Raw genomic sequence first — 25405 nt, forward strand, 5'->3', positions numbered from 1 at the left:
ATTGTGACCGTTGCATTGTTGGTCGCGGCTTTCGCGCTCGCACTGGTCTGCGGAGTGGTCGTCGGACTCGGCTGGCGCGGGCGGAGTTGGAGCGCCGGCCGTGCGTGGAGACCGTTCTCCGCCCCCAGGACGAGTTCGCCGCAGGCGACCTCGGCCCAAGTGGCGACGGCATTGCTCGAATCGCGGGTGCACGCCGCGCACGCGCCGCGCGAGGTGGACGAGGCGGCCGAGCTGCGCGACACCGATGTCGATGTGACCACCGACGACGGGCGGATGACGAAGGCCGGACTGCTGAGCCTCATCGTGCGCAACAGCGAGAGCGCGGTCGCGGTGGTGGACCGATTCCGCGACGTCGTCCTCTACAACCATCAGGCCGTCGAACTTGGTGTCGTCCGTGACCGGCTGCTCGCCGACGCCGTATGGGATGCGGCCAAAGAAGTCCTCGACACCGAGGTGGAGGCACGTTTCGAGTTCACCCCGACCCAGTCGTCGCTCGGCTTCATCTCCACCGGGCGCACCACCGCGCGCAATGTCGAATCGGTGCGCTGTCTCGTGCGCCTCGTCGCGCACGACGACGAGCGCTACGCCGTGGTCTTCGGCGTCGACGACACCGAACATTCCCGGGTGGAGGCGACGCGGCGCGACTTCGTCGCCAACGTCTCGCACGAGTTGAAGACCCCGGTCGGTGCGATCGGCCTGCTGGCCGAGGCCCTCCTCGAATCCTCCGACGACCCGGAGTCCGTCGAACACTTCGGACGTCGTGTGCTCGTCGAATCCGATCGCATGGGCAACATGGTCAGCGAACTCATCGCCCTCTCGCGGCTGCAGGGTGGCGAGACGTCGGAGTTCGCCAGGGTCGACGTCGACGAGTTGGTCTCCGAGGCGATCGACACCGCGACGACCACCGCCGAAGCAGCCTCGATCACCATGCGCGCGGACGAGCCGTCCGGACTCACGGTGCGCGGTGACCGCAGGCTCCTGCTGACCGCCCTGTCCAATCTCGTGGTCAACGCCATCGCGTATTCGCCTCCCCACACCACGGTCTCCATCAGTCGTCGCATCACCACCACCGAAGGACGGCCGATGGTCGCCCTGGCGGTGACCGATCGCGGCATCGGCATCGCGCCCGACGATCAGGAGCGCGTCTTCGAGAGATTTTTCCGGGTGGACAAGGCACGGTCGCGCCTCACCGGCGGCACCGGTCTGGGTCTGGCCATCGTGAAGCACGTGGCCGCCAATCACGGGGGCACCATCGGCTTGTGGAGCAAGTCCGGCACCGGATCGACGTTCACCCTCAGCATTCCGCAGGATCTGACCCCCGAGTTTCTCGACGACGATCTCGTCCTGCCCGCACACCGCGATCCGGCGTCGAACGCCGGATCGGATCATCCGAGTCGACCGAAGGAATTGCATAGGTGACGCACGTATTGATCGTCGAGGACGAGGAATCGTTGGCCGACCCATTGGCCTTCCTGCTTCGCAAAGAGGGATTCGAGGCCAGCGTCGTCACCGACGGGGCCCAGGCGCTCACCACGTTCGACCGTGTCAGCCCGGACATCGTTCTTCTCGACGTGATGCTGCCCGGCATGTCGGGCACCGAGATCTGCAAGTCACTGCGGGCACGGTCCGGGGTACCGGTGATCATGGTGACCGCTCGTGACAGTGAGATCGACAAGGTCGTCGGACTCGAACTGGGCGCCGACGACTACGTGACCAAGCCGTACTCGGCGCGCGAACTGATCGCGCGCATCCGTGCGGTTCTGCGCCGCGGCGGCGACGGGGGTGAGGAGGATCTGACCATCGGCGTGCTGGAGGAGGGGCCGGTGCGGATGGACGTGGAGCGCCACACGGTCGCGGTCGACGGTCAGTCGACCACGTTGCCGCTGAAAGAGTTCGACCTCCTCGAATACCTGCTGCGCAATGCCGGACGAGTGCTCACCCGTGGGCAGCTGATCGACCGGGTCTGGGGCGCCGACTACGTCGGTGACACCAAGACCCTCGACGTCCACGTCAAGCGTCTGCGGTCCAAGATCGAACCCGACCCGGGCACTCCCAAACACCTCGTGACGGTCCGCGGTCTGGGCTACAAGTTCGAGCCGTAGTCCGCCGGGCGGAGGACTCGGCGTCCCCGCCGATCGTGCACAGAATCTCGCCGACCGTGCGCACGACGTCGTCGTGTCCGCACGATCGGCGAGAAACTGTACCCGGTCGGCGGAATTCTGCGCACGGTCGGCGCGAAGGGTGGGTGTCTCGGCCTCGAGACGCAGCTCAGTCCTCCAGGAGCTCGTATTTGATGTCGGTCTCCCGCCGGGTCGTCGCGGCGGCGGTGGCCGGGTGGATCGCGATCAGGCCCAGTCCGTTTCGGCGTCGGCACGCGGCGGCCAACTCCTCGTAGGCGCGTCGGCCGATCAGCTCGGTCAGCTCCGGGCCGTAGGACTCCCAGACCTGGGTGGCGCCGACGTGCGCGTCCGGCGATCCGGAGCAGTACCACTGGAGGTCGTGTCCGCCCTCGCCCCAGCCTCGTCGGTCGAACTCGGTGATGGTGGTCTGGAGGATCTCGGTGCCGTCGGGGCGTTCCACCCAGCTCTCCTCGCGACGCATCGGGAGTTGCCAGCACACCTCGGGCTTCACGGTGAGCGGTTCGAGCCCCCGCCGCAGCGCCATCGAGTGCAATGCGCACCCGGCCCCACCCTCGAAGCCAGGTCGATTCAGAAAGATGCAGGCGCCCTTGTACTTTCGAGTCTTGAGCGCGGGTTCGTCGTCGAGGTCGCCCTCTTCGAGATAACCGCGAGGACCGAGCGGGTCCTTGCCGGAGCCCTTCTTGTGGAACTGCCAGTCGTCGGCAGTCAGCATGGCCACGCCTTCGGCCAGTTTCCGGCGGTCGTCCTTGTCGGACAGATAGGCGCCGTGACTACAGCAGCCATCGTGTTCGCGACCCTCGATGATGCCCTGGCATGCCGGCGTCCCGAACACGCATGTCCAGTGGGAGAGCAACCACGTCAGGTCCGCCCGGATGACGTGTTCGGAATTGTCGGGATCGATGAATTCGTACCATTCACGCGGGAAGTCGAGATCCACCTCGGGCGCAGGTTTCATGCGCGTCGATGCTTCGGTGCGGGCCATGGTGTCCACGGTAACCGTCGGCGCCGTCTTCGCGTGTCGAGCGGGGACGTGCCACGCCGCGGACCGCTGCATGGGTCTCCGGTGTGGCGTGGTCGACGACGCAGTAGGGTTTGAGGACGTGCGTCTAGGAGTGCTCGACGTGGGCAGCAACACGGTTCATCTGCTGGTGGTCGACGCCCACCGCGGTGGCCATCCCACCCCGATGAGTTCCACCAAATCCGTGCTGCGCCTCGCCGAGCAGATCGACGACCGCGGCCGCCTGTCCGATCGCGCGGCAGCCAAGCTCATCGAGTCGGTGGACGAGTTCACCCACATCGCATCGTCGTCGGGCTGCGAGCAGATCATGGCCTTCGCGACGTCGGCGGTTCGCGATGCGAGCAACAGCGACGAGGTGCTCACCGAGGTCGCACGGAAGACCGGCGTGCAGGTCGCGGTGCTCTCCGGTCCCGACGAGGCGCGCCTGACGTCGTTGGCGGTGCGGCGTTGGTACGGCTGGAGCGCCGGCCGCATTCTCGCGCTCGACATCGGCGGCGGGTCGCTGGAGATGTCCAACGGGGTCGACGAGGAACCCGAGGTGGCGCTGTCGGTACCGCTCGGTGCCGGCCGGCTCACGCGGGAGTGGCTGCCCGGCGACCCGCCGGACCGCCGCCGGGTGTCGGTGCTGAGGGACTGGCTCGACGCCGAGTTGCGGCCTGCGGCGAAAGAACTCATCGACCCGGGCAAACCCGATCTTGCCGTCGGCACGTCCAAGACCTTCCGGAGTCTGGCGCGGCTGACCGGTGCGGCGCCGTCGAGTGCCGGCCCCCGTGCGAAACGGCAGCTGACGTCGAGCGGGTTGCGTCAGCTGATCTCGTTCATCTCACGGATGACTCGTGACGATCGTGCCGAACTCGAGGGCGTGAGCGCTGACCGCGCAGGTCAGCTGGTCGCCGGCGCTCTCGTGGCGGAGGCGGCCATGCGGGCGCTGTCAGTCGATACACTTGAGATCTGTCCGTGGGCGCTGCGCGAGGGGGTCATCCTGCGTCGGCTCGATTCGGAGCCGGCGGAGTCGGCGGAGTCCATCGGAGACGGAGCCGTGGGAACCAGGGTGGTGGACCGCGGCGTTGGATGACCGGTGTGCCCGATCCGCAGGCGCGGAGGACATCGGACACACACATGACGATGTCCCGCGAGGGGGCGGGTTGATCTCGAGGACGGAGAGCGCACTCTGATGGCGAACGAACCGGATGCACCGGACTCACGGCCGATCTCCGTGTCGGAGTTGCTGGCACGCAGTCGCGAGGAGGGCGGTGCCGCCACCGGCGGTGGCCGCGAGGGTCGCGGCAGGCGTCGCGTCGGCCGCGAGGGTTCGGTGTCGGTGTCGGAACTGACCGGTGAGATCCCGCGCGTCCGGTCGGCCGACCCGGCCGACGCCGGTCCCGCCGAGCCGGAGGCCGGTGGCAATCGCCGGTCGGCTCCGAAACCGCCCGCGCCGGAGGCTCGCCGCGACGACGTAGGCGCCTTCCCGCGGTCGGCGAACCCGGTCGCACGTCGCTATGCGGAGGACCGCTCGGTCGCGGACCGGGCGCCGTCGCCCTTCCCGTCGCCGAGGCCCGGTCCGGACTCGTCGGCGCCGCCGGCCGACCGGCCGTCCGGTCCCACCGCGAGCGGGATGCCCGGATATGCCTCGCCCTCCACGCGGGACTTCAGCGCCTCGTCGGTCGCCGCTCGATTCGCGCCCCAGACCGGCACCAACCGGCCGGCGCCGGCACCTCGGGGCCGTCCTTCGGCCGCCGATTCGGAGAACGCGAATGCGGTGACCGGGATCATCCCGGTGGTGGAGGATGACGACGACCTGGTGGTCGTGGAGCCCGACGACATCGACGGCTACGACCTGGCGTCCCCGTCCGGAACGGCCGAGGTGATCGAGGAAGCGCCCGAAGGGGTCGACGACTTCGAGGCCTACCGTGCGTTCGCCGACATCGGTGAGGAGCCCGAGCCCCCGAAGCGACGCTTCGGCTGGCTCAAGAACAAACCGAAGTCCGACCGTTCCACCCGTCCCGCGGCGGCGCGTGAGCGCGAGCAGGTCGCGGCCGCCGAACCAGACCTCGCCGAACCAGACCTCGCCGAACCAGACCAGGTCGTCGCGGGCACCGACCCCGAGCCCGACGTCGACGGTCTGTCAGTGGGGCGTACCGCCGCGTTCGCCGCACCGGCCGTCGCCGAGCCGTCGGACCCCGCCGAGGCCCGGACCGAATACCTCGGTGACCTCACCAGCGGCCCGGATTTCGACACGGCTCACACCGACGCCGCACCCACCCACAACGAACCCACCGACAGCGCGCCGACCGGCAGCGCGCCCACAGGCAGCGACCTCGACGAGACCGACGGCCCCGGCCCCGGCCCCGACGATCTCAGCACCCGTGCGGGCCGTCGCCGCGCCGCGGCGATCGAGACCGCTCGTGCCGAGGCTCTCGACCCGGTGGCGACGACCAGCGATCGCGATGTCGCGCCGGCGACCACACGTGCGGTCACCGACGGCCACACCGACGACGACCACACCGACGCCGAGCGCGGCACCGGCCGGAGCGAGCACTCGCCGACGGTGGCGTGGCTGTTGGTGATCGGACAGTCGATCGCCGGTCTCGCGATCGGCGTCGGATTGTTCTGGGGCTTCACCGAGCTGTGGAAGTGGAACGTCTACTTCGCGCTGGTGCTGGCCGTACTGGTGATCTTCGGGATCGTCACCTTCGCGCATCTCGTGCGGCGGACGAAAGATCTCACGACCACTCTTCTCGCGCTCGGTGTGGGACTGATCGTCACGATCGGCCCACTGGTGCTGTTGGCCACCTGAGCACCACCGTGACCGAGCCCGTGCCATCGCCGACACGTCCCGAGACCCGCGACATCCCCATCGGGTTGTCGACGGCCTCGGTCTATCCGCAGAACACCGAGGCGGCCTTCGCCTACGCCGCAGAACTCGGATTCGACGGCGTGGAGCTGATGGTCTGGGGCGAGGCGGTGAGTCAGGACATCCGGCACGTCGAGTACCTGTCCGAGCGCTACCAGGTGCCCGTCCTGTCGATCCACGCACCGTGTCTGCTGATCTCCCAGCGCGTCTGGGGTCGTGACCCACTGGTCAAGTTGGCGCGGTCGGTGCAGGCCGCCGAGGACCTCGGCGCCCAGACCGTGGTGGTGCATCCGCCCTTTCGCTGGCAGCGTGCCTATGTCGATGCCTTCGACGATCTCGTCGCGGAACTCGAGGAGGACAGCGGTATCGCGATCGCGGTGGAGAACATGTTCCCGATGCGCGCCGACCGCCTGTTCGGAGCGGGTGAACGCTCGGCGCGACGTCTCGCCGGCCGCGGTGGTGGCCCCGGGCTCGCGGCTTCCGCGTTCGGCAAGTCGATCGACCCGACCGACGACGGCTACGCCAACTACACCCTGGACCTCTCCCACACCGCGACTGCGGGCGTGGACGCCCTGGCCATGTTCGACCGGATGGGATCACAGCTCAATCACCTGCACCTCGCCGACGGCGACGGCGCAGCCACCGACGAACACCTGCTCCCCGGCGACGGCAATCAGCCGTGTGCCGAGGTCTGCCGCCTTCTCGCGGCGAGCGACTTCGACGGCGCCGTTGTGCTCGAGATCACCACGAGCTCCGCCCGCAACAAACCCGAACGCAGTGCACTGTTGGCACATTCGCTAGATTTTGCGCGGCAGCATCTCCGACGGACGCTGCCCTCGGACGGCCCCGAACGGGTCCGGACCGACCATGTGTGAACGCGCCGGTCGAGTCCGCCCGACATGACCCAGAGAGCGGATCGATGACCCAGAAGCTGACCGATGTGTTGGCCCTCACCGAGGTGGGCAGGTCGGGCGACGACCGGATCACCTACCGCGCGGTGATGGACCCCGTGTTCACCATCGGACCGAAGGTGCACGGCGGGAGTCTGCAGATGGTCGTGGCGCATGCCGCCCGGCAGGCGCTGACCGAACTCTCCCCGCCGGGGGCGTCGGACTCCCTGCCGGGGGCGTCGGGCTCCCTGCCGGGGGCGTCGGACGACGACACGGAAACCGCGAAGATCCCGGTCGCCATCAGCAGCGACTATCTCGCGGCCCCGGACGCCGCGGCGATCGACCTCGAGGTGCTGGTGCGCAAGCGAGGTCGCACGGTGACCGTGATGACCGTCGACGCCGTGCAGGGCGGTCGGACGATGGTGTCGTCGTCGATCACCTGTGCGCGGCCCGATACCGGTGCGCCCCACCACACGGCCCCGACGGTGCTCGACGGAATGCCCGTCGAACCACCGCCCGGCGGTATCGCTCTCGACGATTCGCCGATCGCCGAGGTGAACCACCTCGGGCCCGCGCTGGATTTCGTGCTCGACGCCGAGACCTTTCCGATCGCCCGCGGCGAGACCGGTGAACCCGTGGTGCGTGGGTGGGTCCGTCCGAAGGGTGGGGAGCCGGACACGAACTTCGCCGTGCTCGTCTGCGACATCTCGCCACCGGTGGTGATGAACCTCGCGCTGTTCGGCTGGGCTCCAACCGTCCAATTGACTACGTACATCCGCAGGCATCCGGCACCGGGGTGGCTGCGATTCGCCGCGACCAGTACCGAGGTGGGACCCGGGATGTTCGAGGAGGATCATCTCGTGGTGGACTCGACCGGGACGGTCGTCGCGCAGTCGCGACAGCTCGCTCTCATCCCGCAGCGCTCCTAGCATCGAGCCCGGACCACTGGGCTCGGACCCCGGGCTCGGGCCACGGGGCAGCACTCGGGTCGCGGTGTCCGCCGCGGCCCGCTCGCACATCAGACTTCAGGAAGGCATCACTCGTGACCGAACGCATCGCCATCGTGGGCGGCGGAAAGATCGGGGAGGCACTACTGGCCGGCTTGATCCAGTCCGGCAAGCAGACCAAGAACCTCGTCGTCGCCGAGAGGATGTCGAGTCGGGCCAAGGAGATCGCGGACGAGTACGGCGTCCTCGTCACCGACGTGGCCTCGGCCGCCGAGGGTGCGCACTACGTGTTCCTGGCGATCAAGCCGGACGATGTCGACTCGGTGCTCCGTCAGCTGGCCAGTGCCGACGACAGCGCGGATTCCGAGCGTGTCACGGTGACCCTGGTGGCCGGTGTCCCGATCTCCCGGTACGAGAATGCCCTGCAGGCCGGGACCCCGGTGATCCGCGTGATGCCCAACACGCCGATGCTGATCAACGAGGCGATGTCGGCGGTGTCGGCGGGACGTTATGTCGGCGACGAGCAGCTCGCCGCGGTCGTGGGGCTCCTCGAATCGGTCGGCAAGGTCACGGTGGTGCCCGAGAAGCAGATGGATGCGGTGACCGCGGTCTCCGGCTCCGGGCCTGCCTACGTCTTCCTGATGGCCGAGGCGATGATCGACGCCGGTGTGGCTCTCGGCCTGAGTCGGCCCCAGGCCACCGAGATGGCGGTGCAGACCATCAGGGGTGCGGGTCTGCTCCTCAGCGAATCGGGACTGTCACCGGTCGATCTGCGCGCTGCGGTGACGTCGCCCGGCGGTACGACGGCGGCGGCGATCCGCGAGTTCGAGGCCAACGGCTTTCGACACGGCGTGTACGAGGCGACGCGCGCGTGCGCACAGGCGAGCGCCAAGGCCGGACATCGACCCGACGTTGAGGGTTTGTCGAGTGTGAATGGGCGTCGGACGGACTCCGACACCCCCTGAATTTGTGGTTGCCGGCCTGCGAAACCCCAGGATGTAGGGGTTGACGCAAAATTTGCCGCAACTTTCACACAACTCACGTCGCTTTTTTCACATCAGCCACGCTAAGCTCCTTTAAGCACGTGCGTGTCTGATGTCCGCCGGAGGGGAAGCCGGCGGCCGCGACGCGTGCACCGGAGGTATGAGTATTTCATGGCACCTGCAGAAAAGCCTGGTGACAGGACTGGCGCGGTGAGCAATGCGGCCTCGGGCTCGCAGTTTCTCACGGTGGCCGAGGTCGCATCGCTGATGCGAGTATCGAAGATGACGGTGTACCGGCTCGTGCACAGCGGAGAATTGCCCGCCGTGCGCGTCGGTCGGTCGTTCCGGGTGCACGCCAAGGCCGTGCACGACTACCTGGAGACCTCGTACTTCGACGTCGGCTAGTCGCCGACCCCTCGGCGCCGGACGTCATCCGGCCCGAACGACATCTCCACTCCCTCGGCGGAGTGCGCCCCATCGGCGCGACTCGGCCGGGGGAGTTGTGGCATCTGGCGACCTGATTTTCGCTTGACCACCACGGGCCGGTAATGTGGGACTTCGCGTGCTGATGCCTACGCGCTGCGCCACGCATGGCTGGGCACACCAGACTGTCAGAAATAGAAGCGTCAACCGTGAGGAAGCACCCCGATGGGTTCTGTGATCAAGAAGCGCCGCAAGCGCATGTCGAAGAAGAAGCACCGCAAATTGCTGCGGCGGACCCGGGTGCAGCGTCGTAAGCTCGGCAAATAGTCGTCGGAGCAAGGACCGGCTACCTGCCGAGAAGAACCCGCTCATGGCGGGTTCTTCGTGTTTCCGCACCTCTGGGCTGATCGGCTGCGCGCAGCGGAGCGCGTGACGGCCCGCTAGCCTTGGGGCATGTCAGACGAGCGGGCCACCGCGACGCCGCGCACGGTGCTGGTCACCGGGGCGTCCACCTTCCTCGGCGGATACCTCGTCGCGCGGTTGGCGGCCAACCCCGACATCGAGCGGGTGCTCGCGGTCGACTCGCGAATCCCGCGTAAGGACCTGATGCGGCGTATGGGTCGCGCCGAGTTCCTGCGTCTCGACATCCGGCGGCCGGCGATCGCCAAGGCGATCGCGAGCTACGAAGTCGACACCGTGGTGCACGCGGCGACCTCGATCATGGAGACCGCGCCGCACTCGGCCGCGATCAAGGAATTCAACGTCGTCGGCGCGATGCAGGTGTGCGCGGCCTGCCAGCGCAGTCCCTCGGTGAAACGGCTGATCCTGCGCTCCACCGCGATGGTCTATGGGGCCAGTGCACACGATCCGTCGCACTTCTCCGAGGAGACACCTGCGCGCCGCGAGCCCAAGCGCGGGTACGGCCGGGATCTGCTCGACATCGAGGGCTACGTCCGCGGGCTGGGGCGTCGGCGACAGGACATCGAGGTCACCATCGTCCGGCCGCAGGCGATGCTGGGGCCACGGATCAACACGCGCATGGGCTCGTACCTGTCGTTGCCGATCGTGCCGACCGTGATCGGGTATCAGCCGCGGCTGCAGTTCCTCCACGAGGAGGACGCGCTGGCGGCGATGGAGCACGTGACGCTCACCGGCAAGCCCGGTACTTTCAACGTCTCCGGTGAGGGTGTGGTGACCTTGACGCAGGCGATCCGGCGTATCGGCCACATCGAACTCCCGGTGCCTAGCAGTCTGCTCGCGCCGGTCACGGGCGTGTTCCAGGATCTCAGGTCGGCCAAGTTGCGCTCCAGCCAGACCGAGTACCTGACGTACGGCCGAGTCCTCGACACCACCAGGATGCGTACGGAACTCGGTTTCGCGCCGCGGTTTTCGACCTTGGAGACCGTCGACGACTTCATCGAGCGCGGCGGGTCGTCGGCCGTCGTCGAACCCGACTCGTGGCGGACGCTTGAGCGGCGGGTGGTCGATGCCGCGCATCAGCTCCAATAGAGAATCGGAGCCGTGCCCGACACTCACCGCGTGACTTCGCACACACCTGTGCACGAACGAGACCTAGGCCTTAGACTTGGACACCAGACCCAGTCCGATCAGCGCGTAGCATAATCGCTGCGACGTATCTGTGGCTGTCGGGGTTCGAACGCAACGTGGAACGTAGGGGTGAGACTCTTGGCAGGTGGCGCCAATGACGCACGTACTGCAAAGGTGATCCAGCTCTACGCGACGCCGGGCGATGGTGTCGAACCGCCACATTCGAGCCGTCGTGCCGCGCGTGAACAAGGCCGTGCGCGCCACCCGAGTCAGCAGCCCGCCGGCGCCCGACCTGCCGCGAAAACCTCGACGACGCAACGAAATTCCGGACAAGTCGCACAACCCGGACACCCCAACACGGATGGCTTCGGTCTGCCGCCCGCGCGCGTGACGCCGATCAGCGAGGACGTGCGCCTGCCCGCCGAATCGCTCCTCGAGCACCTGGGTCCGTCGCGGTCGAGCCCGCTCTTCTCGCTGTCCGGTTTCCGGGGTGCGGTCGCCGACTCGCTGACCGCGACCGCCGGGTTCATCCGGGAACGGATGACCGGTGAATACGAGGTGGACGAGTTCGGCTTCGATCCGCACTTCACCGAGTCAGTGTGGTTCCCGGCGATTCGGCAGGTCTACGAGAAGTGGTTCCGCGTCGAGGTCACCGGCATCGAGAACCTGCCGGCCGAGGGCGGGGCGCTCCTGGTGGCAAACCACGCCGGTACGCTCCCGATCGACGCGATCATGACGTCCCTGGCCGTGCGGGACAATCATCCGACCGGACGATATCTGCGAGTTCTGGCTGCGGACATGGCATTCGACACCCCCGGTATCAGCGAGGTCGCCCGGCGGATCGGCGCGACGCTCGCCTGCAATCACGACGCCGACCGGCTGCTGCGGGCCGGCGAGCTGACCGCGGTGTGGCCCGAGGGTTACAAGGGCGTCGGGAAGTTGTACAAGGACCGCTACAAGCTGCAGCGGTTCGGGCGCGGCGGCTTCGTGACCACCGCCCTGCGCAACGCGGCCCCCATCGTCCCGGTATCGATCGTGGGCTCCGAAGAGATCTATCCCATGCTCGCCGACCTCAAGCCGATCGCGAAGGTGCTTGGCCTACCGTATTTTCCGGTGACCCCCACCTTCCCGTGGCTCGGTCCGCTGGGGGTGGTCCCGCTGCCGTCGAAGTGGCACATCCACTTCGGCCGCCCGATCGACACCGGCTCCTACGGTGAGAGTTCTGCCGACGATCCGATGGTGGTCTTCGACCTGACCGATCATGTCCGTGAGGAAATCCAGCAGACCTTGTTCCGTATGCTCAGTCGTCGCGGTAGCGTCTACTTCGGCTGATCGACCCCGGCCGTCGCCGGAAGACAGCGAGGCGACGAAGGGTGGGGACCGAAGATGAAAGCAGTGGCATGCCACGACGGTGAGCTGTCGGTGGTGGAGCTCCCGATACCGGCACCCGGACCGGGGCAGGTGCTCATCCGCGTCATCCGCGCGGGTATCTGTGGGTCCGACCTCCATGCGCGGACGCAGTGCGACGCCAGCGCCGACGTCGCCGACGAGGTCGGCTACGGCGGATTCATGCGGTCGACGGAATCGGTGGTCATGGGACATGAGTTCACCGGTGACGTGGTCGCGTACGGGCCCAATTGTCGAAAGCGTTGGGCGCCGGGGACGTCGGTGGTGGCGATGCCGATGATCAAGCACGGCGACGACGCCCATCTCACCGGTCTGTCCGTCCACGCGCCGGGCGCCTACGCCGACCTGCTGCTGGTGTCCGAGGACCTGACGATGCCGGTACCCGACGACGTGACGGCGGATCTCGCGGCCCTCACCGAGCCGATGGCGGTCGCGCACCACGCGGTCCGGCGCGGTGACGTCGGCAAGCGCGACGTCGCGGTGGTGGTCGGCTGCGGACCGATCGGTCTCGCAGTGATCCTGATGCTGAAGGCGGCAGGCGTCCGGTGGGTGGTGGCCAGTGACCTCTCGGCCGGCCGGCGGGCGCTCGCCCGGCGCTGCGGGGCAGACGTGGTGGTCGACCCGACGACGGAGTCGCCGTGGGACGCGTGCACCGAGAAGCGCAAGTACCTGACGCGCGCGAGCGACCTGTTCGACACCGCGTTCGGCGCGATGCACGAACTGCAACGAATCCCCGGGGTGCCGTGGTGGAAGGTGATGCGGCTCGCCGAACGCGTCGGTGCGACACCGCAGGGGCCGGTGGTGTTCGAGTGTGTCGGCGTACCCGGCATCATCGAGGACATCGTGTCGCATGCGCCGTTCCGGTCACGGGTCGTCGTGGTCGGCGTGTGTATGCAGCCCGACACCTTCCGGCCGGCCATGACGATCAACAAGGAGATCGATCTGCGCTTCGTCTTCGGTTACGACCCAGGCGAATTCCGCGACACCCTGCACATGATCGCGGACGGCAAGGTGGACCCGAGTCCGTTGATCACCGCAACCGTCGGACTCGGCGGAGTGCAGGCGGCCTTCGACGCACTCGCCGGGGCAGAACGCCACGCAAAGGTGCTGATCGATCCGATGTCCGATGTCGTGACGCTGTAACCCCCGCCGACAGCAACCCGAATCCCGCCGACAGCAACCGACTTCGCGCCGACAGCAACCCGGATCCCGCCGACAGCAACCCTGGCCTCAGCCGCGGGCCTGCCGCCAGAACCTGGTCGCGGTTGCCGCACCCGCCCCGGCCGCGCCGAGTACCAGCGCCGTGGTCGCGCCGTACTTCGCCGCCTTGCGGGCGGTACGGAAGTCGTACATCTCCCACCCGCGCACCTTGGCCACTTCGCGGAGGTCGGCATCCGGGTTGATCGCCACCGCCGTCCCGGCCAGGGACAGCATGGGCACGTCGTTGTGCGAGTCCGAATATGCGGTGCAGCGCTTGAGGTTCAGACCCTCCCGGATGGCCAGCGCGCGTACGGCGTGCGCCTTGCCGGGACCGTGCAGGATGTCGCCGACGAGCCGACCGGTGAACACGCCGTCGACGCTCTCGGCGACGGTACCGAGGGCGCCGGTCAGCCCGAGGCGCTCGGCGATCGTCTGCGCGAGTTCCACCGGGGTGGCCGTCACCAGCCACACCTGCTGACCTGCGTCCAGATGGCGCTGTGCCAAAGCCCTTGTGCCGGGCCAGATCTTGTCGGCGATGTATTCGTCGTAAATCTCTTCGCCGAGCTGGATCAGCTCCGATGTCTGGCGACCGGCGATGAAGGAGAGTGCTTTCTCGCGACCTTCCGCGACATCGTCGGGGTTCTCCTTGCCGGTGATCTGGAACTTCGCCTGCGTCCACGCGAAGTCGAGGATGTCGCCGTAGGTGAAGTACTTGTGCGCGGCCAGGCCACGGGCGAAGTGAATGATGGATGCGCCCTGGACGAGCGTGTTGTCGACGTCGAAGAACGCGGCGGCAGTGAGATCCCGCGGGGTCTCCTCATCCGACGGTGGCCGGGCGCGGAGCGTGTCGACGGCGACGCGGGCGCTCGCCTCACCGGCAAGGGCCTGACGGAGTTCGTGAGCCGTCTGCCGGAAGCGGCCGCTGGTGGCGCGGGCACGTTCGGAGATCCAGGTGGCGACCCGGGAGGCGTCCTCGTCGTCGTCGACGGTGTCGTCGCCGCCCGAGTCGTCGAGCCCGTCGTCGCCGCCGGTTCCGGACGGATCGATGCTGTCGGCGTGGGTCTCCCAGTCCTCACCATCGAGCGCGGTCTCGTCCACGGCGGGGATGGCATCGACATCGCCGACCGGTGGCCCGCTCGCTTCGCTCCCGGCGCCGTCGTGATGTGGCCCGCTCGCTTCGCTCCCGGCGCCGTGCTGGTGTGGCCCGCTCGCTTCGCTCCCGGCGCCGCGTTGACTTGGCCCGCTCGCTTCGCTCCCGGCGCCGTCCGGAGCTTCGCCCACAGGTCAACCTCCCACGCCTTCGGTTCCGTCTCCGGATGTCCACAGTAGCCACGGTCCAGACTAGTCGGGCTCGATCGTGAGGGTGTCACACTGGCGCTGTGACAAGGCCGACCGGAGAAGGCTGACGGAACAAGGCCGACCACACGGCCGCGATGGAGGTGATCGATGCAGGGCGCCATGCCGTTGACGTTGCTCACGAGAGCAGACTGCTCCGCGTGTGCCACCGCCCGCACCGACCTGGCGAGGATCTGCGCCGAACTCGGGACCGGGTTCGACGAGGTGGATGTGGATCGGGCCGCCGACGACGGCGATCCGTCGGTGCGAGCGGAGTTCGGCGACCGGCTGCCGGTGCTGCTGCTCGACGGCGAGGAACACAGCTACTGGGAGATCGACGAGCCTCGTCTGCGTACCGATCTGGCAAGGCGTGACAGCTGAGGGCAGTGGGGTTGACGGGACTCGGTAGGCCGGGGCGGAAGAGGTTGTCGGGCGGTATACGCTGAGGTCCGGTAGGGGGATCTGGATGGGGGATGGCGGGTGGTTTCCGCCGACGGCCGGAGGAGGATGACCAGACCGTGAGCGGCAGCGCGACAAACTCTGAGGCCCCCGCATCCGACAATTCGGTGTCCGCATCCTCGGCGGACGACTCATCTGCGGTGAGCCCGGACATCCCGGAACCGACCGTGACCCGCCTCGCGACCTACCTTCACGTGCTGCGGTCCTTCACCGAACAGGGCGTGCTGGTGGCCTCCAGCGTCCAACTGGCCACCGCCGCAGGCGTCAACTCGGCGATCCTGCGAAAAGACCTGTCCCATGTGGGCGCCAACGGCGTGCGCGGGGTCGGCTACGACGTCGGACGGCTGACGGCGCGGATCTCCCTCGCCCTGCACAACGACAGCGCGCACGCGGTGGCGCTCGCCGGGGCGGGACGGCTCGGTCGAGCACTGCTCGCGCACGCCGGATACGGTCGCGGATTCCGCGTCGCGGCGATGTTCGACGCAGACCCCACCCTGATCGGCAGCATCATCGAGCCGGGCGGCCCGGTGATCGCGCCGCTGTCCACGATCGCCGATTTCTGTGCAGGTCAGGACACCGAGACGATCGAGATCGGGGTCATTGCGACCGACGACGCCGCCGCTCAGGCCGCGTGTGACGCGTTCACGGGGGCCGGTGTCCGGCAACTCCTCAACGTCACTCAGATGACACTGAGGACGGACTCCGATGTTGTCGTGCGACAGGTTGATCTAGCCTTGGAGCTACAGGTGTTGGCGTTCAACGCGACGCGAACGCGTCCCGGATCGGCTTCGGCCGGTCGGACGGCGGGTGTGCGTGCGTCGAACAGGAAACCCGCAATGGGTGGGACCCGCATGGATCGAATGGGCTCACCCACGGGTGAGGAAACGGTGACGGCGTGAGTGTTTTGTTGTTCGGGGTCTCGCATCGCAGTGCACCCGTGGAGGTGCTCGAGCGGTTGGCGGTCTCCGACCACGATCGACCCAAGCTCGTCGACGAACTGTTGTCGTCGCGGGCGATCTCCGAGGCGATGCTCGTCTCGACGTGCAACCGCGTGGAGATCTACGCGGTGGTCGACGCGTTCCACCCCGCGCTCGAGGCGGTCGGCGCGGTCCTCGGCGACCACTCGGGGATGACCGTCACCGAGATGACGCGCCACGCCTACGTCCGCTACTCGGAAGCGGCCGTGGAACATCTCTTCACCGTTGCCGCCGGACTCGACTCGCTGGTCGTCGGCGAGCAGCAGATCCTGGGCCAGATCCGCAACGCCTATCTGGACGCGGATGCGAATCAGTCCACCGGCAGGGTCATGCACGAACTTGCGCAGCAGGCGCTGCGCGTCGGCAAGCGCGTCCACACCGAGACGGGGATCGACCGCGCGGGCGCCTCTGTCGTCTCGGTGGCCCTGCATCGGGCGCAGGCCGTCCTGTCGAGCTCAGCGGGCACCGGAGCCACCTCAGGGCTGCACTCGGCAGTTGTGGTCGGTGCCGGGGCGATGGGCGGCCTCGCGACCGCACAGCTCGCCCGCGAGGGCGTCCGCGACCTCGTGGTGGTCAACCGCACCGTCGCCAACGCCGAACACCTCGCAGGCAACATCGCCGCCAATCACGGCATCGCGGTCCGCGGTGCCGGGCTGGACGAGCTGCCGGCCGCGATGGCCGTTGCCGACGTCGTGGTCACCTGCACCGGATCGGTCGGAACCGTGGTCAGCGTCGGTGAGGTGCACTCGGCGCTCGCCGCCCGGACCGATGCGCGCCCGCTGGTCATCTGCGACCTCGGGCTGCCACGCAACGTCGACCCGGCCGCCGGACGGCTGCCCGGCGTCCACGTCGTCGACATCGAGGGGCTGCGCGGAGATTCCGAGACCCAGGCCGCGGAGAACGACACCAGCGCCGCACGGTTCATCGTGGCCGCCGAACTGGCCGACTACCTCACCCACCAGCGTCAGGCCGAGGTGACCCCGACCGTCGCCGCGCTGCGTCAGCGCGCTGCCGACGTCGTCGAGGCGGAGATCCTGCGCCTCGAGACCCGACTGCCCGGCCTCGACGACCCGCAGCGCGATGAGGTCGCCAAGACGGTGCGACGCGTCGTCGACAAGCTGCTCCACGCCCCGACCGTGCGGGTGAAGCAACTCGCCTCCACCCCGAACGGCGACCACTACGCCGAAGCGTTGCGTGAACTCTTCGAGCTCAGGCCGGGCGCGGCAGAGTCGGTCTCGGCGTCGGAGATGGGCGACGCCGGCCGGACCGAGCAGTGAGCGCGGGGACCGACAGCAACGTGATCCGCATCGGTACCCGCGGCTCGTTGCTGGCCACCACCCAGGCCCAGACCGTCGCCGATGCGCTGATCGCCGCCGGACACCCGGCCGAGTTGGTCATCATCCGCACCGCCGGTGACGCCTCGCAGGCACCGGTCGCCGAGATCGGTGTCGGGGTGTTCACCACGGCGATCCGCGTCGCGCTCCACAACGACGAGATCGACGTCGCGATCCACTCGTACAAGGATCTGCCGACGGCACCTGAATCCGGACTGACCATCGCCGCCGTCCCACCCCGCGTGGATCCCAGAGACGCGCTGGTCAGCAGGGGTGGAATGGTGCTCGGGGAGCTGCCTCCCGGGTCCACGGTGGGGACCTCGGCGCCCCGTCGGGTGGCACAGCTTAGAGCATTGGGTCTCGGTTTGGAAATCCGCCCCCTACGAGGCAACCTTGACTCTCGGTTGGGCAAAGTCGCCAGCGGTGAACTCGACGCGGTCGTGGTCGCCAGAGCCGGTCTGGTACGCATCGGCAGGGCTGATGAGGTCAGCGAGGCGTTGGAGCCGGTGGTCATGCTACCGGCGCCAGCACAGGGGGCCTTGGCCGTGGAGTGCCGCTCCGACGATGCCGAACTGGTGAGAATACTCGCCGAGTTGGACGACCCGTCCACACATACGGCGATCGACGCTGAGCGATCGGTGCTCGCGGCCCTCGAGGCCGGGTGCACCGCCCCGGTCGGAGCGATCGCCGAGGTGGTCGAGTCGATCGACGACGACGGGCGCATCTTCGCCGAACTGTCGCTTCGCGCGGTAGTGGCGGCCGAGGACGGATCGGACGTGATCCGTGCCTCGGTGGTGGGGCCGATCGATCGTGCAGAGCAACTCGGCAAGGATCTCGCCGCCGAACTGCTGGAGCTGGGAGCGGGAGTGCTCGTCGGCCGCGGTTCGCAAGCCTAGCGGCGCCCTCGGCGCCCTCGGTGAGCGGGTCGCGACAATCGAGCCCACTCACCCTCGCGACTCCGGTAGCAGAGAGAACTGCAGCTCCGACAGGGGCAGGAGAGTGCGAACTCATGAGCCGTACGAAAAAGGTCAATCCGGGACGGATCCTGTTCGTCGGGTCGGGACCAGGTGACCCCGACCTGCTGACCGTGCGCGCCCGAAACGTCATCGAGAAGGCCACCACGGCCTACATCGATCCCGACGTCCCGGCCGGTGTGGTCGACATGATCGGCGCGGCCACTCGCGTCGAATCCGAGTCGTCGGCGCGGTCGGGCAAGAACACGGGCAAGGACGTCACGAAGGACGCCGCCGCCAAGGACACCGTCGCCAAAGTCGCCGCCAAGGATGACGCAGGCAAGTCCGAACCGGCCGACGCCGAATCCACGAAGGTCGCCGACTCCGACGTCGAGGGCGACTCCGACGAGACATCGGTGGTGCATCCGGCACTCGGCGATCCCGCCGAGGTCGCCAAGACCCTCGTCGCGGCCGCCAAGGCCGGCGACGACGTGGTGCGCGTGGTCTCGGGTGATCCCCTGACCACCGACTCGGTGCTCGCCGAGGTGAATGCCGTCGCGCGGTCGTCGGTGCAGTTCGAGGTTCTGCCCGGACTCCCCGCCGCGTCCGTGGTGCCGAGTTACGCCGGCATGCCGCTCGGATCCAGTCACACCGAGGCCGACGTCCGGTCGGAAGGTGTCGACTGGGCTGCGTTGGCTGCAGCCCCCGGCCCGCTGGTGCTGCACGCCACCGCCGGACACCTCGCGGAGACCGCGAGTGCGCTGACCGAACACGGTATGGCCCCGCAGACGCCGGTCGCCATCACCGTCAACGGCACCACCTGTGCTCAGCGGACCATCGAGTCGACGCTGGCCTCGCTCAACGAACAGGGCAACGCGCTCGTCGGCCCGCTGATCCTGACCATCGGCAAGGTCGTCGGTCACCGCGGCAAGCTCTCGTGGTGGGAATCGCGGGCGCTGTACGGCTGGACCGTGCTGGTGCCGCGCACGAAGGATCAGGCCGGCGACATGAGTGATCGACTGCAGTCGCACGGTGCCATCCCCAAGGAAGTGCCGACGATCGCCGTCGAGCCGCCGCGGAGCCCGGCCCAGATGGAAAGGGCCGTCAAGGGATTGGTGGACGGCCGCTACCAGTGGGTGGTGTTCACCTCCACCAACGCGGTGCGTGCCGTCTGGGAGAAGTTCGCCGAGTTCGGCCTCGACGCCCGGGCCTTCTCCGGCGTCAAGATCGCTTGCGTCGGCGAGGCCACCGCGGAGAAGGTGCGTACCTTCGGCATCCAGCCCGAGCTCATTCCCTCCGGCGAGCAGAGCTCGTTGGGACTGCTCGACGACTTCCCGCCGTACGACGACGTCTTCGATCCGGTCAACCGAATCCTGTTGCCGCGTGCGGACATCGCCACCGAGACTCTCTCGGAGGGGCTGCGTGAGCGTGGTTGGGAGATCGACGACGTCACCGCGTACCGCACCGTCCGGGCCGCTCCGCCGCCCGCCGAGACGCGCGAGATGATCAAGACCGGTGGCTTCGACGCCGTGTGCTTCACCTCGAGTTCCACCGTCCGCAATCTCGTCGGTATCGCCGGAAAGCCGCACGCGCGCACCATCGTTGCGTGCATCGGTCCCAAGACTGCCGAGACCGCAACGGAATTCGGTCTGCGCGTGGACGTGCAGCCGGAGAGCGCCTCGGTGTCCGAACTGGTGGACGCGCTGGCCGAGCATGCCGCACGGCTGCGGGCCGAGGGTGCGCTGCCGCCTCCGCGCAAGAAGTCGCGGCGGTCGCGGTCCTGATCCTCGTTCCCTGAGGAGCGAAGCGTCTCGAAGGGCTCGCAAGCAAAGGAGAATGCGTCCATGGCACCAGTGATCCGTCCCCGCCGACTGCGATCCACTCCGGCGCTGCGGCGCCTGGTGGCCGAGACCGTCGTCGCGCCTCAGGATCTGGTCCTACCGATGTTCGTCGCCGACGGCATCGACGAACCGCGCGAGATATCGTCGATGCCCGGTGTCGTCCAGCACACGCCCGACTCGCTGCGCAAGGCCGCCGACGAGGCGATCCGGGCCGGAGTCGGCGGGCTGATGTTGTTCGGTGTCCCGGCCCCCGACGACAAGGACGCCGTCGGATCGGGCGCCGATGATCCGGACGGCGTGCTCAACCGCGCATTGCGGACGTTGTCGGACGATCTCGGCGACTCGACCGTGCTGATGGCCGACACCTGCCTCGACGAGTTCACCGATCACGGGCACTGCGGGGTCATCGACGACCGGGGGCGGGTCGACAACGACGCCACCCTGGACCGGTACGTGTCCATGTCGCTGGCACAGGCGCGCGCCGGTGCCCACCTGCTCGGCCCGAGCGGCATGATGGACGGTCAGGTCGCCGCGATCCGCGCCGGTCTCGACGCCGAGGGGCTCACGGACACCGGCATCCTGGCCTACGCCGCCAAGTACGCATCGGCCTTCTACGGTCCGTTCCGCGAGGCCGTCGGGTCGTCCCTGGAAGGCGACCGCCGGACCTACCAGCAGGACGCGTCGAATCGGATCGAGGCGCTGCGCGAGATCCGTCTCGACCTCGAGGAGGGCGCCGACCTCGTGATGGTCAAACCCGCTATGAGCTACCTCGACATCGTCCGGGATGCCGCCGAGATCGCCGACGTCCCGGTGGCGGCATATCAGATCAGCGGCGAGTACGCGATGATCACCGCGGCCGCCGAGCGCGGCTGGATCGACCGCGACGGGGCCATCCTCGAATCGCTGACCTCCATCAAGCGCGCCGGCGCCTCGATCATCCTCACGTATTGGGCGACCGAGGTCGCGAGTCGGTTGGCATAGGCCTGTCCGGTCTGGCCGGTGGGCGACCGAGGTCGCGAGTCGGTTGGCATAGACACCGAGTCGATCTCGTCCCGGAGTCCCGGAGTCCCGGCTCGACGACGTGGTGAACACGTTCGGCCATTCATTACCCTGGAGCCATGACCGCACCGACCCAACCGGCGCCACCCGATCAGGGCGCACGTCCCGATCGCCCGGACGCCATGTCCATCGCCACCGAGTTGTGGGCGGTGGTGATCATCGGTCAGATCGTCGCGTTCATCGGTCAGTACCCGTCACTGCGTGACGCGTGGGACCGGCAGATCCGCACCCTGCCCGCCGACACCCCGCGTGAGCAGGTTGACCTGCTCACATCGAGCGGAACCCTCATCGTCGTGCTCGCGATCTTCGGAGTGGCGCTGACGGTCGTGTCCGCCGGCCTGGTCCTGTTGGCCCGCAACGGCTACAACTGGGCGCGCATGATCGTGGCGGCGATGGGCGTGTTCATCATGGTCAATCTGGTGTTCAGCCTGTTCGGCGACGTCGCGCCGCGATGGGTGATGATCCCGATGATCATCAGCGGGGTCGCGGGCGTCGGCGCGTCGGTACTCCTGCTCCGTCGGGAGTCCGAGCAGTACTGCCGTGAGATGGCCGATCACCGAAAGCGCCCGCCGCAGCACCCGCAATATCCGCAGCACCCCCAGTACTCGCAGCATCCCCAATACTCGCCGTACCCCCACCATCCACAGCAGCCTCACCACCAGCAGGGGCCTCCCACAGGTGGGTCACAGTGGCCGCCGGGGCCGGGAGATCATCAGGGCGCGACGCCGCAATCGTGGCCGTATGGTGGCGGGCAGCAATCTCCTCCGGAGACCCAGCCCACTCCGCAGCCGAACGAAGGAAACGAATCACGTGGTGAGTCCTGATCCCGCCGAACGACCGAATCTCGTCGTCTGGGCTTATCGGTGCTGGACGGTGTCGGGTGGCCTTCTCGTAGCGCTCGGAGTGCTGTTCATCGTGCTGGGCATCGTCTCGTCGGGTCCGACCCTGCTGCCCATCGGTGTCGGCATCATCGTGGCCATCATCGGTGTCTGCTACTTCCTCATCGGGAGCAAGGCCTTCGTCGGTGATGCCCGATGGCGGTCATCGCTCTCCGCATTGACGCTGGTGGTGGTCATCATGTTGCTGATCGTCAGCTTCGGACTCCCGATCCTGGCGTTCGCGTTGGTGGCGGCGCTGGTCGGTCTGTTCGGCTCTCTGTTGGCCTACCGCCCGGAATCCGAGGCCTGGTACGCCACCTCCAATCCGCCGAAGCCCAGCAAGAAGTGAGCCGCCCTGACGTGACCGAACCAGACGAGTCGCACCCCGACGATGAGGCGAACGACATCCCCGACGACGCGGACACAGCCGCTGATGAGTCTCGCGCCACGGATGAAGCCATGGCCGACGACACCGTGGCCGACGTGTCAGACGAACCCGCCGCCGACGACTCGCTCGCCGCACCTGAACCCACAGAGCCGATCGACGAGGGCGAGGTCCTCTTCTACGAACCCGGTGGCAGCTGGTGGGTGGTGTCGATCGGCCCGATCCTGATCGGCGCAGTACTCGCGATGGAGATCGCCGGGCCCGGCCAGGTCCACTGGCCGGTGATGATGATCTTCGCGGTGATCCTGGTCGGCTTCTCTCTCGTGCAGGTCCACGCGGCCCGCACCCATGTCAGCGTTCGACTCACCGAGGCGACCTTGCAGCAGGGCACGCGAAAGCTGCTGCTGACCGACATCGCGAAGATCTATCCGGAGAACAACGGCCCCGAGCACCAGACGTGGGAGAGTGCACGGGCTCTGGGAGAACTCCCCGCCGTGCCCCGCCGCCGCAAGGGGGTGGGCGTGAAGCTCGCCGACGGCGGGCTCGCCCAGGCGTGGGCCCGCAACGTCGGGCGGTTCCGCGACGAGCTGACCGTCGCGCACCAGGCCGCGCAGATGGGGCTGCCGCCGCGCGGTAAACGCGACGACAGCTGAGCCCGGTCTACCTCAGCCGTTCGCCAGCATGGCGGCGCCGAGCAGTTCCTCCGGCACACCGAAGGCGTCGACGAGGCTCCGCGCGTGCGGCCGCAGCTCCGTGCACAATTCGTTGACGCCGCGACGGATGGCCTTGGCGCGCTCCACCGAGATGTGCCGGTGCATCAGGAACCACGACATGTCCTCCTCGATGGCCGAGTACACGAACAGATCGCACACCTTGCCCAGAACCTCTGCCGCCGAGCGTGAATCGCAGTCGTTGATGGCCTGGATGAATGCCTCGAGCACGACGCGTTCGGTCCGGGCCCGCCCGACCTTGAGCAGGTGGTCCTGGGCGTTGTTGAAGACTTTGAACGCATCGTTGCCGTCGTCGAGGGCGACGCGCAGACGCTGCGCACAGGTGCGGATCAGGTGATCCTCCCGGTTGCGCAGAAGTCGGATCTGGGTGCCGCGGTTCGTCAGGTTCGACTTCTCGGTGTCCTCGTCGGAGCCCTCGAGCAAGGTCTGCACCACCTGCCGCGCGGCGGTCTTCTCGACCACCACGTCGCGTGCCATCCCCACGACGAACCGGACCCACCCGGCCGTCGAGAGACCCTGCACGTCTTCGGCATAGGCGGACAGTAGTTCTTTGCCGACGAGCTGGGTCAGGACCGTGTTATCGCCCTCGAAGGTGGTGAAGACGTCGATGTCGCCCCGCATGATCGAGAGCTGGTTCTCGTCGAGATAGCCTGCGCCGCCGCATGCCTCGCGGCACTCGTTGATGGTGTGTGACGCGTGCCAGGTGGCGTACGCCTTGAGTCCGGCGGCATCACTCTCCAGCTGTCGCTGACGGCCGGCATCCGAATCGTCCGCCGCGCCGGACTGCACCTCGTGGAGCTCGGACGTGAGCTCGTTCTGCGCGCAGGCGACCGCATACGACTTCGCGATGAGGGGCAGCAACTTCCGCTGATGCGCCAGATAGTCCATCACGACGATTTCATCAGTTCCCTCGGGAGCCTCGAACTGCTTGCGTACCAACCCGTATCGCGTCGCCAGCGTCAGGGCCTTGCGGCCTGCTGCGCCGGCGGTGGCGGCCACGCTCACCCGGCCCCGGATCAACGTGCCGAGCATGGTGAAGAAGCGGCGGTTCGGATTCTCGATGGGTGACGTGTATGTGCCGTCGGCCTCCACGTCGGCGTAACGGTTGAGGAGGTTCTCCGCGGGGATGCGCACCTGGTCGAACATGATCCGGCCGTTGTCCACGCCGGCGAGTCCGCCCTTGTATCCGCAGTCACTGGTGGTCACACCCGGCAGGTCGCCGTTCTCGTCGCGGATCGGCACCACAAAGCAGTGCACACCGCGGCCCGACGGTTCCTCGCCCGGACCGCCGGTGATGAGCTGAGCGAACACCGCGGCCACCTGAGCGTGCTCGGCGGCGCCGCCGATGTAGTCCTTGCGCGCCGACGGCGTCGGCGAGTGGATGACGAACTCCTCGGTCGCCGAGTCGTAGGTCGCGGTCGTCTCCAGCGCCTGCACATTGGACCCGTGGCCGGTCTCGGTCATCGCGAAACAGCCGAGCAGATCCAGGTTGATGATGTCGGTGACGTACCGATCATGGTGACGCGCCGTGCCCAGGTTCTCGACGGCACCGCCGAACAGTCCCCACTGGACGCCGGCCTTGACCATCAGCGACAGGTCCGCGTACCCGAGCATCTCGATGGCCGTGATGGACGCCCCGACGTCGCCGGTCCCGCCGTGGTCGGACGCGAAACCGGCTGCGGCGAAACCGTTCTGCGCCAGTTCGCGCATTTCCGCGAGGATGCGCGCACGGGCCTCGTCGAGAGTGCGGGACGGGTCGGGGAGGAGGTCGGAACGGTCGGCGCTCTCGCGGACCAGGTCGCGGGTGGCGCGCCACCGTCCGTCGAGGACGTACCGGAGGTTGTCGACCAGCAGCGCACGCTCGTCGGCCGTCAGGTCGTCGGTGGGCGGCGTGACAGCCTCGGGGTCGTCGGTGACGTCGGCGGGCGGGGTGGCAGGGCTCTCGGTGGATGTCGCCATGTCTCCACGTTACGTACCGGACCGACGCGAGTTGAGGGGTTTGTGGCGGCTGCTACCCGAGGTGCGTTCTGTGTTTCTGGCCG

Annotated in this window: 24 protein-coding genes; 21 read left to right on the forward strand and 3 right to left on the reverse strand. The window is 68.0% G+C overall.

Going from position 1 to position 25405, the window contains the following annotated elements:
* The first annotated feature begins 3 nt into the window (after positions 1-3).
* Positions 4-1419, forward strand: a complete 1416-nt coding sequence (locus ACLQ3I_RS09080; protein WP_425801375.1) for a sensor histidine kinase — start codon at positions 4-6, stop codon at positions 1417-1419.
* The gene (locus tag ACLQ3I_RS09085) at positions 1416-2102 is read left to right on the forward strand and encodes a response regulator (protein WP_425792572.1); all 687 of its coding nucleotides are present in this window, start codon (positions 1416-1418) and stop codon (positions 2100-2102) included. The genes ACLQ3I_RS09080 and ACLQ3I_RS09085 overlap by 4 nt, the downstream gene beginning before the upstream one ends.
* A gap of 166 nt (positions 2103-2268) precedes the next feature.
* Here ACLQ3I_RS09085 and ACLQ3I_RS09090 read toward each other — a convergent pair whose 3' ends face one another.
* Positions 2269-3096, reverse strand: a complete 828-nt coding sequence (locus tag ACLQ3I_RS09090; RefSeq protein ID WP_425801930.1) for a hypothetical protein — start codon at positions 3094-3096, stop codon at positions 2269-2271.
* Positions 3097-3241: 145 nt separating this feature from the next.
* On the opposite strand from ACLQ3I_RS09090, the gene ACLQ3I_RS09095 reads away from it, so the two are divergent.
* The 10 genes from ACLQ3I_RS09095 to ACLQ3I_RS09140 all read left to right on the forward strand — a co-directional run bounded on the left by ACLQ3I_RS09095 (position 3242) and on the right by ACLQ3I_RS09140 (position 13354).
* Positions 3242-4234, forward strand: a complete 993-nt coding sequence (locus ACLQ3I_RS09095; protein WP_425792573.1) for a hypothetical protein — start codon at positions 3242-3244, stop codon at positions 4232-4234.
* Between the two features lie 99 nt (positions 4235-4333).
* Positions 4334-5956 (forward strand): hypothetical protein, encoded by a 1623-nt coding sequence (locus ACLQ3I_RS09100; RefSeq protein ID WP_425801377.1) that lies wholly within the window; start codon positions 4334-4336, stop codon positions 5954-5956.
* A gap of 8 nt (positions 5957-5964) precedes the next feature.
* Positions 5965-6888, forward strand: a complete 924-nt coding sequence (locus ACLQ3I_RS09105; RefSeq protein WP_425792575.1) for a sugar phosphate isomerase/epimerase family protein — start codon at positions 5965-5967, stop codon at positions 6886-6888.
* 44 nt (positions 6889-6932) lie between these two features.
* Positions 6933-7832 (forward strand): thioesterase family protein, encoded by a 900-nt coding sequence (locus ACLQ3I_RS09110; RefSeq protein WP_425792576.1) that lies wholly within the window; start codon positions 6933-6935, stop codon positions 7830-7832.
* A 113-nt stretch (positions 7833-7945) separates the two neighbouring features.
* Complete coding sequence (proC, locus tag ACLQ3I_RS09115; protein ID WP_425801379.1) at positions 7946-8815, forward strand: pyrroline-5-carboxylate reductase; 870 nt, start codon at positions 7946-7948, stop codon at positions 8813-8815.
* Between the two features lie 189 nt (positions 8816-9004).
* The gene (locus ACLQ3I_RS09120; protein WP_161061838.1) at positions 9005-9238 is read left to right on the forward strand and encodes a helix-turn-helix domain-containing protein; all 234 of its coding nucleotides are present in this window, start codon (positions 9005-9007) and stop codon (positions 9236-9238) included.
* A gap of 243 nt (positions 9239-9481) precedes the next feature.
* Positions 9482-9583: a 30S ribosomal protein bS22 gene (locus ACLQ3I_RS09125; RefSeq protein ID WP_003402602.1), complete on the forward strand. Its 102-nt coding sequence runs from the start codon at positions 9482-9484 to the stop codon at positions 9581-9583.
* A 126-nt stretch (positions 9584-9709) separates the two neighbouring features.
* On the forward strand, positions 9710-10765 hold the full coding sequence (locus tag ACLQ3I_RS09130; RefSeq protein ID WP_425792578.1) for an NAD-dependent epimerase/dehydratase family protein: 1056 nt from the start codon (positions 9710-9712) through the stop codon (positions 10763-10765).
* A gap of 177 nt (positions 10766-10942) precedes the next feature.
* Positions 10943-12136: a lysophospholipid acyltransferase family protein gene (locus ACLQ3I_RS09135; RefSeq protein ID WP_425801933.1), complete on the forward strand. Its 1194-nt coding sequence runs from the start codon at positions 10943-10945 to the stop codon at positions 12134-12136.
* A 54-nt stretch (positions 12137-12190) separates the two neighbouring features.
* Entirely contained in the window at positions 12191-13354 is a 1164-nt protein-coding gene (locus tag ACLQ3I_RS09140; protein WP_425801381.1) for a zinc-binding dehydrogenase, read from the forward strand.
* Between the two features lie 87 nt (positions 13355-13441).
* Here ACLQ3I_RS09140 and ACLQ3I_RS09145 read toward each other — a convergent pair whose 3' ends face one another.
* Complete coding sequence (locus ACLQ3I_RS09145) at positions 13442-14509, reverse strand: HAD family hydrolase (RefSeq protein ID WP_425801937.1); 1068 nt, start codon at positions 14507-14509, stop codon at positions 13442-13444.
* 360 nt (positions 14510-14869) lie between these two features.
* Between ACLQ3I_RS09145 and ACLQ3I_RS09150 the strand changes: the two genes are divergently transcribed.
* From ACLQ3I_RS09150 to ACLQ3I_RS09190, 9 genes are all read left to right on the forward strand, one after another.
* Complete coding sequence (locus ACLQ3I_RS09150; protein WP_425801939.1) at positions 14870-15127, forward strand: glutaredoxin family protein; 258 nt, start codon at positions 14870-14872, stop codon at positions 15125-15127.
* 218 nt (positions 15128-15345) lie between these two features.
* Complete coding sequence (locus ACLQ3I_RS09155; RefSeq protein WP_425801384.1) at positions 15346-16104, forward strand: redox-sensing transcriptional repressor Rex; 759 nt, start codon at positions 15346-15348, stop codon at positions 16102-16104.
* Positions 16101-17459, forward strand: a complete 1359-nt coding sequence (locus tag ACLQ3I_RS09160; RefSeq protein ID WP_425801387.1) for a glutamyl-tRNA reductase — start codon at positions 16101-16103, stop codon at positions 17457-17459. The genes ACLQ3I_RS09155 and ACLQ3I_RS09160 overlap by 4 nt, the downstream gene beginning before the upstream one ends.
* Positions 17456-18412 carry a hydroxymethylbilane synthase gene (gene hemC, locus ACLQ3I_RS09165; protein ID WP_425792582.1) on the forward strand — a complete coding sequence of 319 codons (957 nt, stop codon included), beginning with the start codon at positions 17456-17458 and terminating at the stop codon, positions 18410-18412. The genes ACLQ3I_RS09160 and hemC overlap by 4 nt, the downstream gene beginning before the upstream one ends.
* A 113-nt stretch (positions 18413-18525) precedes the next feature.
* The gene (locus tag ACLQ3I_RS09170; protein WP_425792583.1) at positions 18526-20253 is read left to right on the forward strand and encodes a uroporphyrinogen-III synthase; all 1728 of its coding nucleotides are present in this window, start codon (positions 18526-18528) and stop codon (positions 20251-20253) included.
* Positions 20254-20313: 60 nt separating this feature from the next.
* Complete coding sequence (gene hemB / locus ACLQ3I_RS09175; protein ID WP_425792584.1) at positions 20314-21291, forward strand: porphobilinogen synthase; 978 nt, start codon at positions 20314-20316, stop codon at positions 21289-21291.
* 137 nt (positions 21292-21428) lie between these two features.
* The gene (locus ACLQ3I_RS09180; RefSeq protein WP_425792585.1) at positions 21429-22193 is read left to right on the forward strand and encodes a hypothetical protein; all 765 of its coding nucleotides are present in this window, start codon (positions 21429-21431) and stop codon (positions 22191-22193) included.
* Positions 22180-22596: a hypothetical protein gene (locus ACLQ3I_RS09185; protein WP_425801390.1), complete on the forward strand. Its 417-nt coding sequence runs from the start codon at positions 22180-22182 to the stop codon at positions 22594-22596. The genes ACLQ3I_RS09180 and ACLQ3I_RS09185 overlap by 14 nt, the downstream gene beginning before the upstream one ends.
* A gap of 11 nt (positions 22597-22607) precedes the next feature.
* Entirely contained in the window at positions 22608-23285 is a 678-nt protein-coding gene (locus tag ACLQ3I_RS09190; protein WP_425801392.1) for a DUF3093 domain-containing protein, read from the forward strand.
* A 12-nt stretch (positions 23286-23297) separates the two neighbouring features.
* Here ACLQ3I_RS09190 and ACLQ3I_RS09195 read toward each other — a convergent pair whose 3' ends face one another.
* On the reverse strand, positions 23298-25322 hold the full coding sequence (locus ACLQ3I_RS09195) for an acyl-CoA dehydrogenase (RefSeq protein WP_425792588.1): 2025 nt from the start codon (positions 25320-25322) through the stop codon (positions 23298-23300).
* Positions 25323-25405: the final 83 nt, after the last annotated feature.

Origin of the sequence: Gordonia sp. DT101, from assembly GCF_049844895.1 — a bacterium.
Lineage (GTDB): Bacteria > Actinomycetota > Actinomycetes > Mycobacteriales > Mycobacteriaceae > Gordonia.